This is a genomic window from Streptomyces griseosporeus (assembly GCF_014656055.1).
Lineage (GTDB): Bacteria > Actinomycetota > Actinomycetes > Streptomycetales > Streptomycetaceae > Streptomyces > Streptomyces griseosporeus.
The window spans coordinates 137882-158274 of the sequence record NZ_BNBR01000008.1; the positions used below are offsets into that span (position 1 = coordinate 137882).

20 protein-coding genes are annotated in these 20393 nt (G+C 73.6%); 5 read left to right on the forward strand and 15 right to left on the reverse strand.

What is annotated here, in order from left to right; translation table 11 throughout:
• Positions 1-66 precede the first annotated feature (66 nt).
• Positions 67-1512, forward strand: a complete 1446-nt coding sequence (locus IE308_RS31975) for a M48 family metalloprotease (protein WP_190220581.1) — start codon at positions 67-69, stop codon at positions 1510-1512.
• The gene (locus IE308_RS31980) at positions 1509-2471 is read left to right on the forward strand and encodes a hypothetical protein (RefSeq protein ID WP_190220582.1); all 963 of its coding nucleotides are present in this window, start codon (positions 1509-1511) and stop codon (positions 2469-2471) included. Before IE308_RS31975 ends, IE308_RS31980 begins: the two co-directional genes overlap by 4 nt.
• A gap of 10 nt (positions 2472-2481) precedes the next feature.
• Here IE308_RS31980 and IE308_RS31985 read toward each other — a convergent pair whose 3' ends face one another.
• From IE308_RS31985 to tsaB, 4 genes are read right to left on the reverse strand one after another with little or no spacing between them, the layout of a single operon-like run.
• Entirely contained in the window at positions 2482-2739 is a 258-nt protein-coding gene (locus IE308_RS31985) for a hypothetical protein (RefSeq protein WP_110629854.1), read from the reverse strand.
• A complete protein-coding gene (gene tsaD / locus IE308_RS31990; protein ID WP_190220583.1) occupies positions 2736-3821 on the reverse strand; it encodes a tRNA (adenosine(37)-N6)-threonylcarbamoyltransferase complex transferase subunit TsaD in 1086 nt (361 codons plus the stop codon). The genes IE308_RS31985 and tsaD overlap by 4 nt, the downstream gene beginning before the upstream one ends.
• Positions 3814-4287 (reverse strand): ribosomal protein S18-alanine N-acetyltransferase, encoded by a 474-nt coding sequence (gene rimI, locus IE308_RS31995; RefSeq protein WP_110636932.1) that lies wholly within the window; start codon positions 4285-4287, stop codon positions 3814-3816. The genes tsaD and rimI overlap by 8 nt, the downstream gene beginning before the upstream one ends.
• Before the next feature lie 20 nt (positions 4288-4307).
• A complete protein-coding gene (gene tsaB / locus IE308_RS32000; protein ID WP_110629852.1) occupies positions 4308-4964 on the reverse strand; it encodes a tRNA (adenosine(37)-N6)-threonylcarbamoyltransferase complex dimerization subunit type 1 TsaB in 657 nt (218 codons plus the stop codon).
• A gap of 157 nt (positions 4965-5121) precedes the next feature.
• Between tsaB and IE308_RS32005 the strand changes: the two genes are divergently transcribed.
• Positions 5122-5673 (forward strand): hypothetical protein, encoded by a 552-nt coding sequence (locus IE308_RS32005; RefSeq protein WP_190220584.1) that lies wholly within the window; start codon positions 5122-5124, stop codon positions 5671-5673.
• Between the two features lie 30 nt (positions 5674-5703).
• Here the strand turns inward: IE308_RS32005 and IE308_RS32010 are convergent, their stop codons facing one another.
• The 10 genes from IE308_RS32010 to glmS all read right to left on the reverse strand — a co-directional run bounded on the left by IE308_RS32010 (position 5704) and on the right by glmS (position 16742).
• A complete protein-coding gene (locus IE308_RS32010) occupies positions 5704-5898 on the reverse strand; it encodes a hypothetical protein (RefSeq protein ID WP_190220585.1) in 195 nt (64 codons plus the stop codon).
• Positions 5899-6033: 135 nt separating this feature from the next.
• A complete protein-coding gene (tsaE, locus tag IE308_RS32015) occupies positions 6034-6546 on the reverse strand; it encodes a tRNA (adenosine(37)-N6)-threonylcarbamoyltransferase complex ATPase subunit type 1 TsaE (protein WP_190220586.1) in 513 nt (170 codons plus the stop codon).
• Entirely contained in the window at positions 6512-7753 is a 1242-nt protein-coding gene (locus IE308_RS32020) for an alpha/beta fold hydrolase (RefSeq protein WP_190220587.1), read from the reverse strand. Before IE308_RS32020 ends, tsaE begins: the two co-directional genes overlap by 35 nt.
• 92 nt (positions 7754-7845) lie before the next feature.
• Entirely contained in the window at positions 7846-9015 is a 1170-nt protein-coding gene (alr, locus tag IE308_RS32025; protein WP_190220588.1) for an alanine racemase, read from the reverse strand.
• Between the two features lie 51 nt (positions 9016-9066).
• Positions 9067-9945 carry a L,D-transpeptidase gene (locus IE308_RS32030; RefSeq protein ID WP_190220589.1) on the reverse strand — a complete coding sequence of 293 codons (879 nt, stop codon included), beginning with the start codon at positions 9943-9945 and terminating at the stop codon, positions 9067-9069.
• 180 nt (positions 9946-10125) lie between these two features.
• The gene (locus IE308_RS32035; RefSeq protein ID WP_190220590.1) at positions 10126-11568 is read right to left on the reverse strand and encodes an NAD(P)H-hydrate dehydratase; all 1443 of its coding nucleotides are present in this window, start codon (positions 11566-11568) and stop codon (positions 10126-10128) included.
• 16 nt (positions 11569-11584) lie between these two features.
• Positions 11585-11956, reverse strand: coding sequence for a holo-ACP synthase (locus tag IE308_RS32040; RefSeq protein ID WP_110629844.1), 372 nt, complete (start codon positions 11954-11956; stop codon positions 11585-11587).
• A gap of 10 nt (positions 11957-11966) precedes the next feature.
• Positions 11967-13505, reverse strand: a complete 1539-nt coding sequence (locus IE308_RS32045; protein ID WP_190220591.1) for a hypothetical protein — start codon at positions 13503-13505, stop codon at positions 11967-11969.
• Positions 13506-13550: 45 nt separating this feature from the next.
• On the reverse strand, positions 13551-14639 hold the full coding sequence (locus IE308_RS32050) for an acyltransferase family protein (RefSeq protein ID WP_190220592.1): 1089 nt from the start codon (positions 14637-14639) through the stop codon (positions 13551-13553).
• A gap of 255 nt (positions 14640-14894) precedes the next feature.
• A complete protein-coding gene (glmS, locus tag IE308_RS32055) occupies positions 14895-16742 on the reverse strand; it encodes a glutamine--fructose-6-phosphate transaminase (isomerizing) (protein WP_110629841.1) in 1848 nt (615 codons plus the stop codon).
• Positions 16743-16911: 169 nt separating this feature from the next.
• On the opposite strand from glmS, the gene coaA reads away from it, so the two are divergent.
• Both coaA and IE308_RS32065 read left to right on the forward strand, forming a co-directional pair.
• Positions 16912-17880 (forward strand): type I pantothenate kinase, encoded by a 969-nt coding sequence (coaA, locus tag IE308_RS32060; protein WP_190220593.1) that lies wholly within the window; start codon positions 16912-16914, stop codon positions 17878-17880.
• A gap of 46 nt (positions 17881-17926) precedes the next feature.
• Entirely contained in the window at positions 17927-18856 is a 930-nt protein-coding gene (locus IE308_RS32065) for a DUF389 domain-containing protein (protein WP_190220594.1), read from the forward strand.
• Positions 18857-18928: 72 nt separating this feature from the next.
• Here IE308_RS32065 and glmM read toward each other — a convergent pair whose 3' ends face one another.
• Positions 18929-20287 carry a phosphoglucosamine mutase gene (glmM, locus tag IE308_RS32070; RefSeq protein WP_190220595.1) on the reverse strand — a complete coding sequence of 453 codons (1359 nt, stop codon included), beginning with the start codon at positions 20285-20287 and terminating at the stop codon, positions 18929-18931.
• Positions 20288-20393 lie beyond the last annotated feature (106 nt).

The window sequence follows — 20393 nt, forward strand, 5'->3', positions numbered from 1 at the left end:
TCATGCCACAATCCGCCGACGCGAAGACGTGCACCCGAGACATGAGGGGACAGGACAGCGAACGCCATGGACATACGCCCGTCCCCCCTGCGCACCTGGTCCCTCACCGCCACCCTGCTGTCCGTCGCCTGGCTGCCGCAGGCCGTGCTCGTGGTGGCCCTGGTCGGCGCGGCGCTGGTGTGGCGGGCGGAGTGGCTGCTCCTGGCACCCGCGGTGGCGCTGCTGGCCGGGCCGGTCCGGGCGGCCTTCGGCCGGGGCCCGCTCCCCGGCCGGGCGCTCCGCCCCGCCGACGAGCCGGAACTGGCCGCGCTGGTACGGGACGTGGCCGACCGGGTCGGCCTGCGCAGGCCGCTGCTCGTCCGGGTGGTCCCGGACGTCCAGGCCTCCCTCGGCCCCGCGCGCGTCGACGGGACGCCCAGCTACGTCCTGCTGCTCGGGCTGCCCCTGCTGCGCACGCTCACCGAGGCCGAGCTGGCGTCGGTCGTGGCGCACGAACTGGCGCACGAACAGCAGGCACGCGCCCGCGGCACGGCCCTGCTGGGCTTCGCCCGCGAACTGCTCGCGGAGCGTCTGGCGGGGTTTCTGCGCCCGCTCGCCCCGCTGGCCGCGCCGCTGCTGCGGGCCTCCCAGCCGCTGGTGTGGCGGGCGGAACTGGCCGCCGACGCGCAGGCCGCGCGGATCGCGGGCGGCAAGGCGGCGATGGACGCGCTGCGCCGCACGGCGGTGCTGCATGCCGTGTACGAGGGGCTGGGCGAGGCCTGGTGGTCGGCCCTGGCGGAGGAGGACGCCTTCCCCGAGGACTTCTACGACGCCCTGGACGCCGCCCTCGCCGACCCGCACGTCGTCGCGCGCGCGGCCCGCACCGCCGCCGCGGACGACGCCGTCGACCCGTACGCGTCGGCCGGGCATCCCCCCTTCGCCCGGCGGATCGAGGCCCTGGCGGACGCGCCGGAGGCGGCCGGGACGTACGGCACCGCTCCCCTGCCGCTGCGCACCTCGGCAGCGCTCGCCCGCTGGTGCGTGCGTGAGCTGGCCGAGCTGGAGGAGGTCGAGGTGATCGACGGGGAGGCGGCCCGGGTACGGCTGCTCGACCTGCCCGACGACCGCCTGCACGAACTCGGCGGCACCCCCGGCCTGGACCTCCTGCTGCGCGTCACCGGCGAGGAGCTGCCGGTTCACGCCCTGACCGCGGTCCTGGACGCCGTGGCCGACGGGACAGGACAGCAGCTGGCCCGGCGTCTGGAACCGGGCCTGAGGTGGCTGGACGCCGAGGCGCGCGCGGCGCTGGCGCGGGAGGTGCTGACCGGTGCCGGGACGACCGCCCTGACCGCCGTCCTGCACGCCGCCGGCTGGACGTACGCCGGACGCTGGCTGACCTCCGTCCTGACCGCGCCGGACGGGCGGGTCGTCGATCTGCACGCCCTGGTGGGCGAGGCGGTGGACAGCGGCGACACCGGCCCGGTGCGGGCGCTGCTCGGCCCGCTCGCGGACAAGGAAGGAGCGCGCGCGTGAAGCCCTCCCGCGTCGCCCTGCTCGGCGTGACGGTGATCGTCGCCGGTTACGCCCTGCTCGCCGCGTGGCTCGGCGGCCACGCGTACGCGTACACGACCGCCCGTGACCGGGCCACCGCGACCGCGTCCGGCACGGTCGTCGAGGACGGCGTCGGCGACGACGAGGACATCCGGGTGCGCTGGACCGACCGGTCCGGGCACACCCATGTCGAGCGCTTCGGCGTCTACGACACCGGCCGCTACGCCGAGGGCCGCCGATTCCCCGTCGCCTACGACCCGGACGCGGCCGACCCGAGCGGCTTCCCGGCCGACCCGGAGGAGACGGCGGCCGAGGACGACCTGCTAGTCCCGCTGGCCCTGGCGGGGTCGGTCGCGCTCGCGATGACCGGGGTGTGGGCGTGGCGGGGCGTGCGGTTCCGGCTGACGGGACGCCGGCCGGGCCGCCCGATGACGGCCGTGGTCCGGGCGGGTGAGCGCCCGCAGGGCTGGCGGGCGCCGGAGACGACGTGGCTCGCCCTCACCGACGGCGACGGCCGCACGGTCTGGCAGCGGGTGATGGGCCACCCGGCGCTGGACGGCCACGACCACGAGCCGGTCGAGGTGACCGTGCACGGCCGGACGGACACCCGCCGTCCCGTCGTGGTGGAACTCCCCGACGGCACCCGTCTGGTGCCGCTGGGCCGGCTGCGCCGCGGCGCTCCGCTGCACGAGCTGCTCGACCGGCCGCGCTCCGCCGCCGGCGGCCTGCGGGACGCGTTCGTGATCCCGGCCGGCACCGTCGTACGCCCCGCCCGGGCCTGGTGGCGGCAGGTCCTGCTGCTCACCGGGGGCGGTGCGGTGGTGGGGCTGGTCATGAGCCTCGCCCTGGCCGAGGGCGGCCTGACCGGGACCGTCGGCTTCGTGCTGGCGATGGGTGCCCTGCTGCCGTCGGTGTGGATCCTGTCCGCCCCTCAGCCGTGACCGGGCGACCTCAGGACGCGGCCACCGACTCGAAACGCCACCGGTGCACCGCCCGCGTCACCAACTCCGGGCCGGGCTCGGGCAGTTCGGGCAGGTCGGCGTCGTAGGGGGCGTCCCACCAGGTGATGACCAGGACCCGGTCTTCAGGGGCGCGGAACGTCTCCCGGCGCAGGGGCTCGGCGTCCAGTTCCTGCGCCCGCGCCCAGGCCAGCAGCTCCGCGCCCCGGCCCTGCGCCGCCCGCGCCTCCCACATCAGGGCGACCGTCACGAGTACAGGTTCTCCTTGCTGACCTCGTGCACGTGGTCGTGCCCGGGGACGTGCGGGTCGGTCACCGGCAGCGAGGAGTCGGCCGACAGGTCCCAGCTGGAGGCGGCCCGGTTCCGGGCGACCATCTCCGCGCCGAGGGCGGCGACCATCGCGCCGTTGTCCGTGCACAGCTTGGGCCGCGGCACGCGCAGCCGGATGCCGGCCTTCTCGCAGCGCTCCTGGGCGAGCGCCCGCAGCCGCGAGTTGGCGGCCACGCCGCCGCCGATCATCAGGTGGTCGACGCCCTCGTCCTTGCAGGCGCGGACGGCCTTGCGGGTCAGCACGTCCACGACGGCCTCCTGGAAGGAGGCGGCCACATCGCGGACCGGCACCTCCTCGCCGGCGGCGCGCTTGGCCTCGATCCAGCGGGCGACCGCCGTCTTCAGACCGGAGAAGGAGAAGTCGTACGCCGGGTCGCGCGGCCCGGTCAGCCCCCGCGGGAAGGCGATCGCGTCCGGGTCGCCCTCGCGCGCGTACCGGTCGATGACCGGGCCGCCGGGGAAGCCCAGGTTCAGCACGCGGGCGATCTTGTCGAAGGCCTCGCCGGCCGCGTCGTCGATGGTCGCGCCCATCGGGCGGACGTCGGAGGTGATGTCGGAGGACAGCAGCAGCGAGGAGTGCCCGCCGGAGACCAGCAGCGCCATCGTCGGCTCGGGCAGCGGCCCGTGCTCCAGCTGGTCGACGCAGATGTGCGAGGCGAGGTGGTTGACGCCGTAGAGGGGTTTGCCGAGCGCGTAGGCGTACGCCTTGGCCGCCGACACACCGACCAGCAGCGCGCCCGCGAGGCCGGGTCCGGCGGTGACCGCGATGCCGTCGAGGTCCTTCGCGCCGACCCCGGCCTCCTTCAGCGCGCGGTCGATGGTCGGGACCATCGCCTCCAGGTGGGCGCGGGAGGCGACCTCGGGCACCACACCGCCGAAGCGGGCGTGCTCGTCGACGCTGGAGGCGACGGCGTCGGCCAGCAGGGTGGTGCCGCGGACGATGCCGACGCCGGTCTCGTCGCAGGAGGTCTCGATGCCGAGGACGAGGGGTTCGTCAGCCATGGGTGTCGGTTCCTTGTACGGAGGTCGAAGGGTCGGTCAGGCGCATGACCAGGGCGTCCACGTTGCCGGGCTGGTAGTAGCCGCGCCGGAAGCCGATGGGTTCGAAGCCGAACCGCTCGTACAGCTTCTGCGCGCGGACGTTGTCGACGCGGCACTCCAGCATCACCTCGGCGCACTCGAAGGCGGTCGCCGCCCTCAGCAGGTCGGTGAGCAGCCGGGAGCCGAGCCCGGTGCCCCACTGGTCGCGGGCGACGGCGATGGTCTGGACGTCGGCCTGGTCGCCGGAGGAGGCGAGGCCCGCGTACCCGACGATCCGCTCGCCGTTCTCGGCGACCACGTAGCGGCGGGTCGCGTCGGGTCCCCGGGAGTGGGCCAGCTCGGACCAGAACATCCCGCGCGACCAGGCGTCCTCGGGGAACAGCTCGCGTTCCAGCTCCAGCACGGGATCGATGTCCCACCAGCGCATCTCGCGCAGCACGGTGCCCGTCACTTGGGGGTGACCACCTTGTAGTTCTTGGGGACCTGGGCGTCGGGCCGGCGCAGGTACAGCGGCCGGGGCGCGGGCAGCTCCTCGCCGGCCGCTAGCCGCTCGGCGGCCAGCCGGGCGAGGGCGGCGGCGGAGACGTGCTCGGGCTCGTGCGCCTGCGGGAAGGTCTCCGGGTACAGCAGCGCGCCCGCGCCGACCGCCGGCATGCCCTTGACCTGGTCGGCGATGTCGGCGGGCCGGTCGACGGCGGGGCCGGTCAGCCGGGTGCGGGAGTCGGCGTACGTCGCCCAGTAGACCTCCTTGCGGCGGGCGTCGGTCGCCACGACGAAGGGGCCCCGGTCGATGTCGGCGGCGTAGGCGAGGCCGTCCAGGGTGCACACGCCGTACACGGGGACGCCGAGGGCGAGCCCGAAGGTGTCGGCGGTCATCAGGCCGACCCGCAGGCCGGTGTAGGGGCCGGGCCCGGTGCCGGCGACGATCGCGGTGACGGCGTCCAGCTTCAGTCCGGCCTCGGCGAGCACGCGGTCCACGGCCGGCAGCAGCAGCTCGCCGTGCCGGCGTGCGTCCACCTGTCCGGAGGAGGCGATGACGTCCGTCCCGTCGTGCAGGGCGACGGTGACGGCAGGGGTGGCGGTATCCAGAGCGAGCAAGAGCACGCAAACAGCCTACGGCGCCGCGGGGTCCGTGTCGGACGGGCCGGAGGAGCGCCCCGCTGCTGCTACGGTCGGCGCGGGACCTGTCCCGGGCGGCCCCGCGCGCCCCGGCGACCGGCCCCGGCACGACGTACGACGCGAGCGCCAGAGGTGGGCAACGGTGGCAAGCAGCAGCTCCGGAATCGTGGCCGGGCTCACCGCGGCGGCCCTCGCCACGGTCGGTTTCCTCGCCTGGCAGGCCTCGGCGACCGTCCCCGCCGGGCTGACCGGCAAGCCGGTGCCGAGCGCTTCCCCCGTCGCCACCAAGGCGCCCCGGGACAAGCGCAACCCGGCGGCGCTGCCGGCGGGCTCGGGCACCGGCGAGCGGGTCGTGTACTCGGTGGACGACGACCGGGTCTGGCTGGTCGGCGCCGGCAACGCGGTGCGGCGCACCTTCGAGGTGACGCCCGGCACGGTGGACCCGGCGCCCGGCGTCTACCACGTGACCTCCCGCTCCAACGCGGTCACCGGCACCGACGGCACCCCCATCGAGCACGTCGTGCGGTTCACCAGCGTCGACGGGGTGGCCATCGGGTTCAGCGCGGCCGTCGGGTCGGCGGCCCCGGCGCCGGAGGAGGCGCCGCGCACGGGCGGGATCAGGGAGACGCGCGAGGACGGCGACGCGATGTGGCGGTTCGCGACGATCGGCCGGAAGGTCGTGGTGATCCGCTGAGACGGCGGACCGGCGGGGCGGCGGGACGGCTCAGGCGGCCTGAGGGCGTTCCTCCCGTACCTCGCGGGTGCCGGTGCCGGTGCTGGTGCCGGTGCCCGGGTCGGGTGTCCGTGGCGGCAGGGAGACGGCGTCCGCCGCCGCGCACGAGGCCAGCAGGTCCCGCATGGACAGCCCGGAGATCGCGTACGGGCGGTGCGGCGGGGGCTGGCTGTCGGTGGCCGGCATGGACGCCTCCTGGGGGCCGGGGGCGGACGTACTTAGGTACACCTAACTACGAGTGCCCTACCATGTGACCACGCAGGGGACGCCCGGCGCAATATCTTCCCGACAGCCTGTCGGAACGCGGGTAGCCCGGACGGGTCAGGCCGCCAGCGCGCCCAGGTCGGCGGTGGCCCACCGCTCGCCCAGCCCGGTCAGCGTCACCTGGCGCACCTCGTCCGTGGTGTCGCCGACGGCCCGGTGGATGACGACCTGGAGCCGGTCCTCGGTCAGCTCCTCGACCTTGCCCTCGCCCCACTCCACGACGACGACCGACTCCGGCAGCGACACGTCCAGGTCCAGGTCCTCCATCTCGTCCAGGCCGCCGCCGAGCCGGTAGGCGTCGACGTGGACGAGGGGCGGCCCGTCGTTCAGGGAGGGGTGGACGCGGGCGATCACGAAGGTCGGGGAGGTGACGGCGCCGCGCACGCCGAGGCCCTCGCCGAGGCCGCGGGTGAGCGTGGTCTTGCCGGCGCCGAGTTCCCCGCTGAGCATCACCAGGTCGCCGGCGCGCAGCAGCCCGGCGAGCCGGCGGCCCAGCTCCCGCATCTGCTCGGGCGAGGTGACGGTCAGCCGGGTCTCAGCCCGACGGGGCGGTGCTGCTGGTGCTTCCATAGCCACCCACGGTAGCCCCTGCGGGCACGGCACCCGCGCGGGTGAGCAGGTCGGCGAGGCGGTCGGTGACCACTTCCGGGTGTTCCAGCATCACCAGGTGCCCGGCGTCCGGGACGAGGACCAGCTCGGCGTCGGGCAGCAGGTCGGCGATGGCCTCGCTGTGCTCGCTCGGCGTGACCAGGTCGTCGACGCCGGCCAGCACCAGCACCGGCATGTCCCGGAAGCAGGCCAGCGCCTCGGTCTTGTCGTGGTCGGTGAAGGCCGGGTAGAACTCGGCGACTACGTCGATGGGCGTGCCCTCGATCATCCGCTCGGCGAACCGGGCGACGGCCGGGTCGATGTCCCGGGACGCGAACGAGTACCGCTTGATGATCCCGGTGAACAGGTCGGCGGTGGCCCGGCGGCCCTTCTCCACCAGCTCGGCCTGTCGGCCCAGCGCGCTGAGCACGCCGGGCAGGATGCGGCGGACGGCGTTGACCCCGGCGACGGGCAGCCCGAAGTTCACCTCGCCGAGCCGCCCGGAGGACGTCCCGACGAAGGCGGTGGCGACCACCCGGTCGCGGATCAGCTCGGGGTACCGGGCGGCCAGCGCCATCACCGTCATGCCGCCCATGGAGTGCCCGACCAGCACGATCGGCCCCTCGGGCACGGCCGCGTCGATGACGGCCTTCAGGTCCTGGCCGAGCTGGTCGATGGTGACGGGCACCCGGTCCCGGGTCTGCGCCGCGCCGCGCCCGGAGCGGCCGTGGCTGCGCTGGTCCCAGTGCACGGTCCGTACGACGCCGCGCAGGGCCGCGCGCTGGAAGTGCCAGGAGTCCTGGCTGAGGCAGTAGCCGTGGCTGAACACGACGGTGACGGGCAGCGGCGCCTTACGGCCGAACAGCCGGCGTCTGCGGGGCGCGGAGCCGCCCTCCGGCTCGACGTCGTCGACCTCGTAGTACAGCTCGGTGCCGTCGTCGGCGACGGCCCGGCCGGGTGTGCCGCGCAGCGCGCCGTAGGGCCCGGCGGAGTCCAGGGCGAGGCGGGCCTTGCGGCGCATGCCGCGGCCGACGGTCATCCGCTCGATGGCGACACCGGCCGCGGCGCCCGCCGCTATCACGCCTATGGCGGCACCGGCGAGACCGGTCGCCCTGCGCCAGCCGCCGGGCGCCGCCGCGGCGGAGGCCACGGCCGCGGCCACGACGGCCTCCGCACTGCTCTCGCTCACGTACCGCTCCTTCTCGCCGTACTGCGGGGCCTGCTGCCACCGGAAGCGGTTACCCGCTTCGTTCTTCCTTCACCCAAGGGGCGGGAGTGTGGTCACTCACCCTCGTCGAGATAGACGCGGGGGACGCGCGATCCGATGCGCGTGACGATCTCGTACGCGATGGTGCCCGCGGCCTGCGCCCAGTCCTCGGCGGTGGGCTCGCCGCGGTCGCCGGGCCCGAACAGGACGGCCTCGGCGCCCGGTTCGGGCTCGTCGCCGCCGAGGTCGACGACGAACTGGTCCATCGCGATCCGCCCCGCGACGGTACGCCACTTGCCGTCGACGAGGACGGGCGCGGTGCCGGAGGCGTGCCGGGGGACGCCGTCGCCGTATCCGAGGGGGACGAGGCCGAGGGTGGTCTCGCCGGGGGTGACGTAGTGGTGGCCGTAGGAGACGCCGTGGCCGCCGGGGACGTGCTTGACCAGGGCGAGGGAGGCGGACAGCGTCATCACCGGGCGCAGTCCGAAGTCCGCGGGGGTGCCCAGCTCGGGGCTGGGCGAGACGCCGTACATGGCGATGCCCGGGCGGACCAGGTCGAAGTGGCTCTCGGGGAGGGTCAGCGCGGCCGGGGAGTTGGCGATGTGCCGCACCTCGGGGCGCACGCCCTGCTGTTCGGCGTACGCGACCATCTCGCGGAAGAGGGCGAGCTGGGCGGCGATGGACGGATGGCCGGGCTCGTCGGCACACGCGAAGTGCGACCACAGCCCGGTGACGGTGAGCAGTCCCTCGGCCTGCGCGCGCAGCGCCTCGGCGACGAGTTCGGGCCAGTCGTCGGGCTGGCTGCCGTTGCGGCCGAGGCCGGTGTCGGCCTTGAGCTGTACGCGCGCGGGCCGCGCGGCGGTGCGGGCGGCGTCGGTCAGCTCGCGCAGCGCCCACATGCCGCTGACCGAGATGTCGATGTCGGCGTCGATCGCCTCCCGCCATGGCCCGCCCGGCGTCCACAGCCAGCACATGACGCGTACGTCGGCGGGGACGCCGGCGTCGGCCCGTACGGCGAGGGCCTCCTCGGGCGTGGCCGTGCCCACCCAGCCGGCACCGGCCTCGATCGCCGCGCGGGCGCACGGGAGCGCGCCGTGGCCGTACGCGTCGGCCTTCACCACGGCCATGAAGGCCGCGCCGGGCGTCCGTGCGCGCAGGGTGCGCACGTTGGCCCGCAGGGCGGCCAGATCGATCTCGGCGCGGGCCCGCAGGGGGGCGGTCGGCCGGCTTGCTGTCTCACTCATCGCGCCCCCAGTCTCTCAGAGCCCGTCGGCGGCCCCGGCGTGACGGCCGCCTCAAGCGCCGGGCCGCTTCCCCCAGACGTACACCCGGTCGCCCTTCCTCAGGACGTCCCACAGCTTGCGGGCGTCGGCGAGGCGGAGGTTGACGCAGCCCATGGAGCCGACGGTGGTGAAGATGGTGCCGTAGACGGCGTGGAAGGCCTGTCCGCCGCTGAAGAACTGGCTGTACGGCATGGGCTGGTCGTACAGCGTCGAGACGTGGTTCTTGTGCCGCCAGTAGATCGTGTGCCACCCCTTGCGCGTCGGGTACTGCGCCCGCCCGCTGCGCATGTTCACGGGCCCGAAGAGGACCTTGGTCCCCTTCTGCACCCAGGTCAGCTGCCGGTCGAGGTCGACGCAGGCGACGCGGTAGGTCCGCACCGGGCACTTCTTCGCGGCGTTGGGGTTCTTCCTGGCCGACAGGTACTGCATCCGCGCCCAGGTGACGGGCCCGGCGAACCCGATGGCGGGCTTGATCTTCTCCTTGACCTGGAAGGCGCGGATCGCCCTGCAGTCGGCGGCGGACTGCTTCCCGTCCACCTTCAGCCGCAGCCACCGCTCGACCTGCCGCTGATAGGGCCCGGCCTGCTTGCTGCACGAGACGCGGGCGACGGCCTCCCCCAACGGCACGTACTCGACGAGGTCGTACGTCCCCCGCGCGGCCTCCCGCGGCTCGACGGCCTCCTCCCGGACGCTGGGCGCGTACACCTTCGGCGCGAGCACCTGATCGGGCGTGTCCCCCGGCCCCCGCTGATACGGCCCGACCCCCGGCACCAGGAGAGCCTCCGGCACGGGGGAGGGGGGTGCGGGGGCGGCTTGGGCGGTGGTGACGGGGAGGAGAAGGGCTAGGAGGAGAAGGGCGAGGGTTCGGGGGCGCACGGCTGCACTGATCATGCGATCAGACAAACGCCCCCAACCACGACAAGGAGGACAACACGCCGGGGAGTCACCCGGCCGCATGTCCGCGTAGCTGCGGGCAGTCGTGCCGCTGGGGCGGCACGGGTGGGCGCAGCGGCACCCCGTAGCGCCGGGCTGCGCGACCACCCCCGCCCGGCACCAGCGCCGGGCGCCAACTCACCCGCCCCGCACCACGTCCCGCCATGCCGCAGGCACGCCCGCCGCCACGTCATGCGCCCCCACCGGCGCCCCGTCCGCCGTCAACCGCCCGGCGAGCCCGTGCAGATACGCCGCGCAGCTCCCCGCGTCCACCGCCGACAACCCCGCCGCCAGCAAGGACCCCGCGAGCCCGGACAGCACATCCCCGCTCCCGGCGGTGGCCAGCCACGACGTCCCCGTGGCATTCACCCGCACCGCCCCCTGCCCACCCGCGGAGGCGACCAGCGTCGTGGACCCCTTCAGCAGCACCGCCGCCCCGTACCGCCCCGCCAGCTCCCGCACCGCCGCCAGCCGACCCCCCTCGACCTCCTCGCGGGACACGCCCAGCAGCGCCGCCGCCTCCCCCGCATGCGGCGTCATCAGCGTCGGCGCCGTACGCCCCCGCACCGCCGCGGGCTCCGCCAGCCGCAGCCCGTCCGCGTCGATCAGCACCGGCACGTCCGCCGCCACCACCTCCGCCACGGTCGCCGCGTCGTCCCCGGCCCCCGGCCCGACCACCCAGGCCTGCACCCGCCCCGCCTTCCTGGGCCCCTGGTCGGACACGAGCGTCTCGGGGAACCGCGCGATCACCGCGTCCCCGGCCGGCCCGACGTACCGCACGGCCCCCGCCCCGCCCCGCAGCGCCCCGGACACGGCGAGCACCGCGGCGCCGGGATAGCGCGCGGACCCGGCCGCGATCCCGACGACCCCGCGCCGGTACTTGTCGCTCTCCACCCCCGGCACCGGCAGCAGCCGCGCCACGTCCGCGTGCTGCAACGCCTCCAGCTCCGCCGGCACCGCCTCCAGCTCCAGCCCGATGTCGACGAGCCGCACCGAACCGGCGTACTCCCGCGCCGGATCGATCAGCAGCCCCGGCTTGTGCGTGCCGAACGTGACGGTCAGATCGGCCCGTACGGCCGCCCCGCGCACCTCGCCCGTGTCCGCGTCCACCCCGCTCGGCAGGTCCACGGCGACGACCGCGGCCCGCGACCGCTCGGCGGCGACCGCCAGCGGCACCGCCTCGGGCCGCAGCCCGCCCTTGCCGCCGATGCCGACGATCCCGTCGACGACCAGATCGGCGCGCGCGATCAGCCCCTCGCCCTGCCCGGCCCCGGCGACGGTCCCGCCGGCCCGCCGCAGCGCCGCGAGGCCTCCGGCGTGCGCCCGCTCCGGGTTGAGCAGCACCGCCGTCACCCCGGCGCCCCGCCGCGCCAGCCGGGCCCCGGCGTACAGGGCGTCGCCCCCGTTGTCGCCGCTGCCGACGAGCAGCACCACCCGGCTGCCGTAGACCCGCCCGAGCAGGTCGGCGCAGGCGGCGGCGAGCCCGGCGGCGGCCCGTTGCATCAGCGCGCCCTCGGGGAGGCGCCCCATCAGTTCCCGTTCGGCTGTCCTGACCGTCTCAACGCTGTACGCGGTACGCATGCCGTCGAGTCTGCCGTCAGCCCTCCGCGATCACCACCGCCGAGGCCACCCCGGCGTCATGACTGAGCGACACATGCCAGGTCCGCACGCCCAGTTCCGCGGCCCGCGCGGCGACCGTGCCGGTCACCCGCAGCCGGGGCTGCCCGCTGTCCTCGACGTACACCTCGGCGTCGGTCCAGTGCAGTCCGGCGGGCGCGCCCAGCGCCTTGGCCAGCGCCTCCTTCGCGGCGAACCGCGCGGCGAGCGAGGCGACCCCGCGCCGCTCACCGCTGGGCAGCAGCAACTCGCTCCGCACGAACAGCCGCTGGGCGAGCTGCGGTGTCCGCTCCAGCGACTCCTGGAACCGGTCGATCTCGGCCACGTCGATGCCGACCCCGATGATGCTCATGACGGGCAGCCTAAGAGGTGTACTCGACGAGGATCGGCGCGGCGTCGTTCGTCCGGTCCGCGTCGTCCGGCCAGGTCCGCACCCGGACCGTGCCCCGGGCGCCGTCGACGCGCTCGTCGATGCGGACGCGGAGCAGCGCGGCGCCGTAGGAGAGCATCGGGCAGGTGATGGGGCCTTCGGGCGACGGCTGGTACGCGCAGGCGGCGTACTCGCTCACCTTGCCGGTGCCCTCCGGCCCGAAGGGGACGAGGCTCACGCCCTCGGGGAGGGTGACCCCCTCGACGGTCATGTCGCTGCCGTCGAGCCCCGGGGCGCCTCTCGGGTGGGGCAGCTCCACGGTGAGCACCTGTCCGACCCTGCCCCTGATGACGAAGCCCGCGGCCCGCGCGTCGTGGACGACGGGGGTCCGGAAGTCCAGCGACGCGTCACCCCAGCGGCCCAGGGGCCGTCCGCCGCCGGTGAACTTCTCGCCGGGCGCCGCGCGTTTGAGGCCGAGCGGTGGGCCGGTGCCGCGTACGGCGGTGTCGGGCAGCGTGTCGTAGACGGGGACGTCGTCGCTGCGCACCACCCGGTAGCTCAGCTGCCCGGTCTGCGCCTGCGCGCCGACCGTCGCGGTGAAGGGGCCGTCGGTCTCGAAGGCCTCCCCCGCCCGCAGTGGGCCGGGGAACGCGCACAGGGCCTTGGTGGCGTCGACGGGCTTGTCGTAGCGGCAGTTGCCGTACCGCGTCCGCAGGAAGGACTGCTGTTCGGGGTACGGCGTCCTGTCGACGGAGATGGCGAGGGTGACCCCGCCGGCCACGTCGGTGTCGCCCCGGTTGGCGAAGGCGGGCGTCAGGCTCACCTCGCTGCCGGGGGCCACCTGGGTGGCCGTCCGGTCCGGTCCGGCCGCCAGGTACGGCCATCCGACCACGACACGGGTGGTGTGCCGGAGCGTGGCGGCGTTGGCGGCGCGGACGGTCACCTGGACGGTTCCGGCGCCGCCGAGGGCGAGGCCGGGCCTGGGCCGGACCCGGAACGGGCGGTCGAAGGAGACGGTCTCGCCGTAGGTGATGGTGCGCAGGTCGCAGGTGACGCGGTAGCCGGAGAGAGCGCAGCGGTGCTGGGGCTCGTTCCAGGCGATGTCGGCCAGTCCGCGGAGCGCCGTCAGGTCGAAGTCGACCGTCACGTCCTTGACCGCGCCGCGACCCCGGGGGCCGGAGGCCGCGGCGGCCAGCAGCGAGAAGGGGTAGGGCGGGGCGTCGTCCGGGTCGTCGGAGCCGACCGTCCGGGGCAGGTAGAAGGTGTCCGGCGGGGCGTCCCGGAAGCTCAGGACGCCGTTCGGGTCCGGGGTGCCCTTGTCCGTGGGCGTCGGCGCGGGCCGCGTGCCCGGCACGTCGCCGACGACCGGGAGGGAACCGGAGGGCAGCGGGGCCGGGGCCGACCGGGGCGCCGGGCCGCCGTCGCCCCGCAGCGCGACGACCGCGCCCGCCATCGCGGCCACCAGCAGCACCGCGCACACCACGGCGACGTACGCCCGCTTCGGCCCCGGCTTGCCCGCGCGTCCGCTCATGTCATCTCAGACCCGCGAGCCGCCGGAGGGTTGTACGAGAGCTGTCTACGCGGCCGTGGTGACCGCCGGCCGCGGCCGGGACTTCGGCCCCCGCTTCGACCACCACACCTGGGCGGGCTCCTCCACGTACCGGTACAGCAGCCACGCCAGCGCCTGGGAGATCAGGAACACGCCCAGGAGGTAGACGATCGCCTCGTTGGCGTCGGGGTGGCCGCGCCAGTACAGGCGGATGAACTGGTTCACGGTCTGGTGGACCAGGTAGAAGGCGTAGGAGCTGGCGCCCAGCAGGATCAGGTAGCGCTTGGTCAGCAGCCGGGAGCGGCCCGCGGCCTCGTTCTGCACGCACGCGGCGATCAGCAGCACCGAGAGGATGGCGACGACGGGACGGACCGTGGTCTCCATCTGGTGGGCGACGAACTTGCCGGCCCAGTCGTCGGCGCGGGTGTACACCACCGTGTAGGCCAGGATCAGCAGCACCGCGGCGAACGGCCGCAGCGGGACGCGGTGGCCGCGGCGCAGCGCGATGGCGAAGGTGACGCCGATGAGGAACTGCGGCAGGTAGACGATCGGGTGCCGCATGACCCAGAAGGCGTCGTGGTGGTTCAGGTAGTGGTCGGCGAAGCAGTTCACGGCCCACATGCCGGCCAGGCCCGCGAAGGTCAGCAGCGCCAGGCCGCGGGTCCGCATCCGGCGCAGCCGGCCGATGCACAGCGGGAACAGCGCGTAGAAGAGCAGCTCGACGCTGAGGGTCCAGGTGACGGGGTTGCCGGGCAGGTTCGGCACCACGTGCGGGAACCACGTCTGCACCAGCAGCAGGGAGGTGACGACGCTGAACAGGTCGGTGCGGTCGGTGCCCATGCCGTAGAAGACGAGGAGGGCGAGGCCCGCGGCGACGAAGTGGGCGGGGTAGATGCGCCCGACGCGACGCCAGTAGAAGACCTTCTTCGCGGCGCCCGGTTTATGGCTCCAGGTGAGGAGGAAGCCGGAGAGGACGAAGAAGAACGTCACCCCGTGCACGCCGATCTTCGAATAGGGGAAGATCATCGGTACGTGCCAGACACCGCCGCCGGCACTGATCCCGTTGAAGTGGTGGGTGAACACAGCAAACGCCGCGAAGAAGCGCAAACTGGTCAAAGAGGCCAGCCTGGTAGGAAGCGGCGTCACAGGTGAGGCACGGCTCGGCGGGGAGTCGACCTGGGCCTGGCGCGCAGCCACTTCGGGGGTTGTGGTCATGGAGAGGTCCACCAATGTCGGGGGCAATCCGCACAGCCTAGCCATGGACACCACAGGCCACGCAAGAGCGACTGTCCCACTTTGGTCGCATCTGCGAACGGACGCCACACTTGTGGTGGCGTCCGTCCGGGCAGATCTGCCGTCACCGGGCCGCCGCTACTCCACCGTCACCGACTTCGCCAGGTTCCGCGGCTGGTCCACCTCGTTGCCCCGGGCCGTCGCCAGCTCGCAGGCGAACACCTGCAGCGGCACCGTCGCGACCAGCGGCTGGAGCAGGACCGGCGTGGCGGGGATGCGGATGAGGTGGTCGGCGTACGGCTCCACCGCCTCGTCGCCCTCCTCCGCGATGACGATCGTGCGGGCGCCACGGGCCCGGATCTCCTGGATGTTGGAGACGATCTTGTCGTGCAGGACCGAGCGGCCGCGCGGTGACGGCACCACGACCACCACCGGCAGGTCCTCCTCGATCAGCGCGATCGGCCCGTGCTTCAGCTCACCGGCGGCGAAGCCCTCGGCGTGCATGTAGGCCAGCTCCTTCAGCTTCAGCGCGCCCTCCAGCGCCACCGGGTAGCCGACGTGCCGGCCGAGGAAGAGGACGGTGTTCTTCTCCGCCAGCGAGCGCGCCAGCGCCCGCACCGGCTCCATCGTCTCCAGCACCCGCTCGACCTCGCCGGAGATCTGCGCCAGGTCCCGGATCACGGCCCGGATCTCGTCGCCCCACTTGGTGCCGCGGACCTGGCCCAGATACAGCGCCACCAGGTAGCAGGCGACGAGCTGCGTCAGGAACGCCTTGGTCGAGGCGACCGCGACCTCCGGCCCGGCGTGCGTGTACAGCACCGCGTCCGACTCGCGCGGGATGGTCGAGCCGTTGGTGTTGCAGATCGCCAGCACCTTCGCGCCCTGCTCCCGGGCGTGCCGCAGCGCCATCAGCGTGTCCATCGTCTCGCCGGACTGCGAGATCGCGATGACGAGGGTCTGCTGGTCGAGGATCGGATCCCGGTAGCGGAACTCGCTGGCCAGCTCCACCTCGCAGGGGATCCGCGTCCAGTGCTCGATGGCGTACTTGGCGATCAGGCCGGCGTGGAACGCCGTACCGCAGGCGACGATGACGACCTTGTCGACCTCGCGCAGCACCTCCGGCGCGATACGGACCTCGTCCAGGGTCAGCGAGCCGGACGCGTCGATCCGCCCCAGCAGCGTATCGGCGACCGCCTTGGGCTGTTCGGCGATCTCCTTGAGCATGAAGTAGTCATAGCCCCCCTTTTCCGCGGCCGACGCGTCCCAGTCGACGTGGTACGACCGCACCTCGGCCGGGCTGCCGTCGAAACCGGTCACCGTGACGCCGTCCCGGCGCAGCTCCACCACCTGGTCCTGACCCAGCTCGATCGCCGACCGCGTGTGGGCGATGAACGCGGCGACGTCCGAGGCGAGAAAGGCCTCACCCTCTCCAACGCCCACCACCAGCGGCGAGTTCCGGCGCGCGCCGACGACCACGTCCGGCTCGTCCGCGTGCACCGCGACCAGCGTGAACGCGCCCTCCAGCCGCCGGCACACCAGCCGCATCGCCTCCGCGAGGTCCGCCGTCGCGGAGAACTCCTCCGCCAGCAGATGCGCCACGACCTCGGTGTCCGTCTCGGACGTCAGCTCGTGCCCGCGCTCGGCCAGCTCGGCCCGCAGTGCGGCGAAGTTCTCGATGATGCCGTTGTGCACCACGGCCACGCGGCCCGCGTTGTCCAGGTGCGGATGGGCGTTGGCGTCGGTCGGCCCGCCGTGCGTCGCCCACCGCGTGTGCCCGATCCCGGTCGTCCCCGTCGGCAGCGGCCGGTCGACCAGCTCCTTCTCCAGGTTGACCAGCTTCCCGGCCTTCTTCGCCGCCGCCAGCCCGCCATCCGCGAGCACGGCGACACCCGCCGAGTCGTACCCCCGGTACTCCAGCCGCTTCAGCCCGGCCGTCACGACCTCCAGTGCCGACTGCGATCCCACGTATCCCACGATTCCGCACATGCGCGGCAGCCTACGGCCCCTCCGCCGCCGGAAAAGGCCTTCGCGTGCCCGAATTCGGAAATTCCCACCGTGGTACGAACGCCACCGCGGCCGGCCGGCGTGACCGACCCCACCTCCCATCCCGTTCAAACTCCGTTAACAATGGAATGTGATCTCTCCGGTCTCCTCGATGCCCCGGAGCGCCCACCGGCAGCGGCCGGAGGCGACTCCTTTCGTCGATCTCACCCGTGCCGAGTGGAGCGCGCTGCGCGACAAGACGCCGCTGCCGCTCACCGCCGAGGAGGTCGAGAAGCTGCGCGGCCTCGGTGACGTCATCGACCTCGACGAGGTGCGGGACATCTACCTCCCGCTCTCCCGCCTGCTCAACCTCTATGTCGGCGCCACGGACGGCCTCAGAGGAGCGCTCAACACCTTCCTCGGCGAGCAGGGCTCCCAGTCCGGCACCCCGTTCGTCATAGGCGTCGCCGGCTCGGTCGCCGTGGGGAAGTCCACGGTCGCCCGCCTGCTGCGCGCGCTGCTCTCCCGCTGGCCTGAGCACCCGCGCGTCGAGCTGGTCACCACCGACGGCTTCCTGCTCCCCACCAAGGAACTCCAGGCCCGCGGCCTGATGTCCCGCAAGGGCTTCCCCGAGTCCTACGACCGCCGCGCCCTCACCCGCTTCGTCGCCGACATCAAGGCAGGCAAGGACGAGGTCACCGCGCCCGTCTACTCCCACCTGATCTACGACATCGTCCCCGGCGAGAAGCTCGTCGTGCGCCGCCCCGACATCCTGATCGTCGAAGGCCTGAACGTCCTGCAGCCCGCCCTGCCCGGCAAGGACGGCCGCACCCGCGTCGGCCTCGCCGACTACTTCGACTTCAGCGTGTACGTCGACGCGAGCGCCGAGGACATCGAGCGCTGGTACCTCGACCGCTTCAAGAAGCTGCGGCAGACCGCCTTCCAGAAGCCGGACTCGTACTTCCGCAAGTACACCCAGGTCTCCGAGGAAGAGGCCCTCGACTACGCCCGCACGCTGTGGCGCACGATCAACAAGCCCAACCTGATCGAGAACATCGCCCCCACCCGCGGCCGCGCCACCCTCGTCCTGCGCAAGGGCCCCGACCACACGGTGCAGCGACTGCGCCTGCGCAAACTGTAGGGACGGCGGCTGCGCCGGGGGCGGGGACGCCTGTTAGAAAGGCGGCATGCTGCATCTGCGCCTGATCACCCCGGCGGACACCACCGACGAGGTCGTCCGCCTGATCGAGAAGACGGTCGGCACCACCCATGTCGTGGTGCTGCCGGGCGCCGCGCGCAACCCGTCCGGCGACGTCGTCCTGTGCGACGTGGCCCGCGAGGCCGGCGACGAACTCCTCACCGGCCTGCAGGAACTGGGCCTGGACCGCACCGGCTCCATCGCCGTCGAGAACATCGACCTGTCCCTGTCCAAGCGGGCCGACAAGGCCGAGGCGGAAGCCCCCGGCGAGCCCGCGGACGCCGTGCTGTGGGAACACCTCGTCGACGCCACGCACGAGGAGTCCACGCTCTCCGTCACCTACGTCGCCTTCATCACGCTGGCCACCATGATCGCGGCCTGCGGTGTCGTCCTGGACAATGCGATCCTGATCGTCGGCGCGATGGCCGTCGGCCCCGAGTTCGGCCCGCTGGCCGGCATCTGCACGGCGATCGTGCAGCGCACCCCGCGCCTGGCCGCCCGTTCCCTGATCGCGCTGCTCGCCGGTTTCGCCGCGGCGATGGCGCTGACGGCCGCGTTCGGCCTCTTCATGGACGCCGTCGGCCTGTTCACCGAGGCGCAGCTGGAGGCGGCCCGCCCGAACACCGGCTTCATCTACGCCCCCGACTGGTTCTCCTTCGTCGTGGCGGTCCTCGCCGGGGCCGCGGGCACCCTCTCGCTGACCTCGGCCAAGTCCGGCGCGCTGGTCGGTGTCGCCATCTCCGTCACCACGGTCCCCGCCGCGGCGAACGCGGCGGTGGCCCTGATCTACGGCGACACCAACCAGACGGTGCGATCCAGCGAACAGCTCCTGCTGAACCTGCTGGGCATCATCCTGGCGGGGACGCTGACCCTGCTGGCGCAGAAGTACTTCTGGAAGCGGTACCGGCAGCGCGCCTAGGACTTGTCGCAACAGGCCCCAGGGCCGGGGGCGCGGAACCCCGCACCCCCCGGCCCGGCACCGATCAGCCGATCAGCCGAGCGCCGACTTCACCACGTCCGCGAGCCGCCCGGCCACCGACCGCGCCTGCTCGATGTCGGCGGCCTCCACCATCACCCGCACCAGCGGCTCGGTCCCCGAAGGGCGCAGCAGCACCCGCCCGGTCTCCCCCAGCTCCCGCTCCGCGTCGGCCACCGCCGCCGCCAGCTCACCGGAGGTCTTCACCCGCGACTTGTCCACGTCGGGCACATTGATCAGCACCTGCGGCAGCCGCTCCATCACGGACGCCAGCTCCCGGAGCGTCCGTCCCGACTGCGCGACCCGAGCCGCGAGCATCAGGCCGGTCAGCGTGCCGTCACCGGTCGTCGCGTGGTCGAGGATGATCACGTGGCCGGACTGCTCGCCGCCGAGCGCGTAGCCGTGCTGCTTCATCTCCTCCAGCACATAGCGGTCGCCGACCGCCGTCTGGACGAGCTTCAGCCCCTCCCGTTCCAGCGCCAGCTTGAAGCCGAGGTTGGACATGACGGTCGCGACGACGGTGTCGGAGCGCAGCGCGCCCCGCTCCCGCATGGCCAGGGCCAGCACGGCGAGGATCTGGTCGCCGTCGACCTCCGCGCCGGTGTGGTCCACGGCGAGGCACCGGTCGGCGTCGCCGTCGTGGGCGATGCCGAAGTCCGCGCCGTGCTGCACGACCGCGGACTTCAGCAGGTCCAGGTGGGTCGAGCCGCAGCCGTCGTTGATGTTCAGGCCGTCGGGCTCCGCGCCGATCGTGATGATCTCCGCGCCGGCCCGCGCGAACGCCTCCGGGGAGACCCGGGCGGCGGCGCCGTGCGCCTCGTCGAGGACGATCTTCAGCCCGTCGAGCCGGTTCGGCAGCACGCCGACGAGGTGGGCGACGTACTTGTCGAAGCCCTCCTTGTACTCGCGCACCCGGCCCACGCCCGCACCGGTCGGCCGGTCCCACGGCTCGCCGTGCCGGTGGCCGTCGTACACCGCCTCGATACGGTCCTCCAGCTCGTCGGCGAGTTTGTGGCCGCCGCGCGCGAAGAACTTGATGCCGTTGTCCGGCATGGCGTTGTGGCTGGCGGAGAGCATCACGCCGAGGTCCGCCCCGAGCGCCCCGGTCAGATAGGCGACCGCGGGCGTCGGCAGCACGCCGACCCTGAGGACGTCCACCCCGGCGCTGGCGAGGCCCGCGACCACGGCGGCCTCCAGGAACTCCCCGGACGCACGCGGGTCCCGTCCGACCACGGCGGTCGGCCTGTGGCCCTCGAAGGTGCCCGCCTCGGCCAGTACGTGCGCCGCCGCGACCGACAGACCGAGTGCCATCTCGGCCGTCAGATCCGCGTTGGCAACGCCCCGCACGCCGTCCGTGCCGAAGAGTCGTCCCACGTGTCCTCCTGAGGAAGCGTCATGTCTTGCAAAAGGCGCGGCGGCATCCCATCACACAAGCCTTTGAACGTCTTGTGCCGTTATACGCCCCACGCCGGTGATAAAC

Excerpts from the sequence above, each read along its gene's own strand:
- IE308_RS31975 (WP_190220581.1), top strand. The coding sequence starts at position 67 with ATGGACATACGCCCGTCCCCCCTGCGCACCTGGTCCCTCACCGCCACC.
- tsaD (WP_190220583.1), bottom strand. The coding sequence starts at position 3,821 with ATGGCTGACGAACCCCTCGTCCTCGGCATCGAGACCTCCTGCGACGAG.
- rimI (WP_110636932.1), bottom strand. The coding sequence starts at position 4,287 with ATGCGCTGGTGGGACATCGATCCCGTGCTGGAGCTGGAACGCGAGCTG.
- IE308_RS32010 (WP_190220585.1), bottom strand. The coding sequence starts at position 5,898 with ATGCCGGCCACCGACAGCCAGCCCCCGCCGCACCGCCCGTACGCGATC.
- tsaE (WP_190220586.1), bottom strand. The coding sequence starts at position 6,546 with ATGGAAGCACCAGCAGCACCGCCCCGTCGGGCTGAGACCCGGCTGACC.
- alr (WP_190220588.1), bottom strand. The coding sequence starts at position 9,015 with ATGAGTGAGACAGCAAGCCGGCCGACCGCCCCCCTGCGGGCCCGCGCC.
- IE308_RS32030 (WP_190220589.1), bottom strand. The coding sequence starts at position 9,945 with ATGATCAGTGCAGCCGTGCGCCCCCGAACCCTCGCCCTTCTCCTCCTA.
- IE308_RS32035 (WP_190220590.1), bottom strand. The coding sequence starts at position 11,568 with ATGCGTACCGCGTACAGCGTTGAGACGGTCAGGACAGCCGAACGGGAA.
- IE308_RS32040 (WP_110629844.1), bottom strand. The coding sequence starts at position 11,956 with ATGAGCATCATCGGGGTCGGCATCGACGTGGCCGAGATCGACCGGTTC.
- IE308_RS32045 (WP_190220591.1), bottom strand. The coding sequence starts at position 13,505 with ATGAGCGGACGCGCGGGCAAGCCGGGGCCGAAGCGGGCGTACGTCGCC.
- glmS (WP_110629841.1), bottom strand. The coding sequence starts at position 16,742 with ATGTGCGGAATCGTGGGATACGTGGGATCGCAGTCGGCACTGGAGGTC.
- coaA (WP_190220593.1), top strand. The coding sequence starts at position 16,912 with ATGCCCCGGAGCGCCCACCGGCAGCGGCCGGAGGCGACTCCTTTCGTC.
- IE308_RS32065 (WP_190220594.1), top strand. The coding sequence starts at position 17,927 with ATGCTGCATCTGCGCCTGATCACCCCGGCGGACACCACCGACGAGGTC.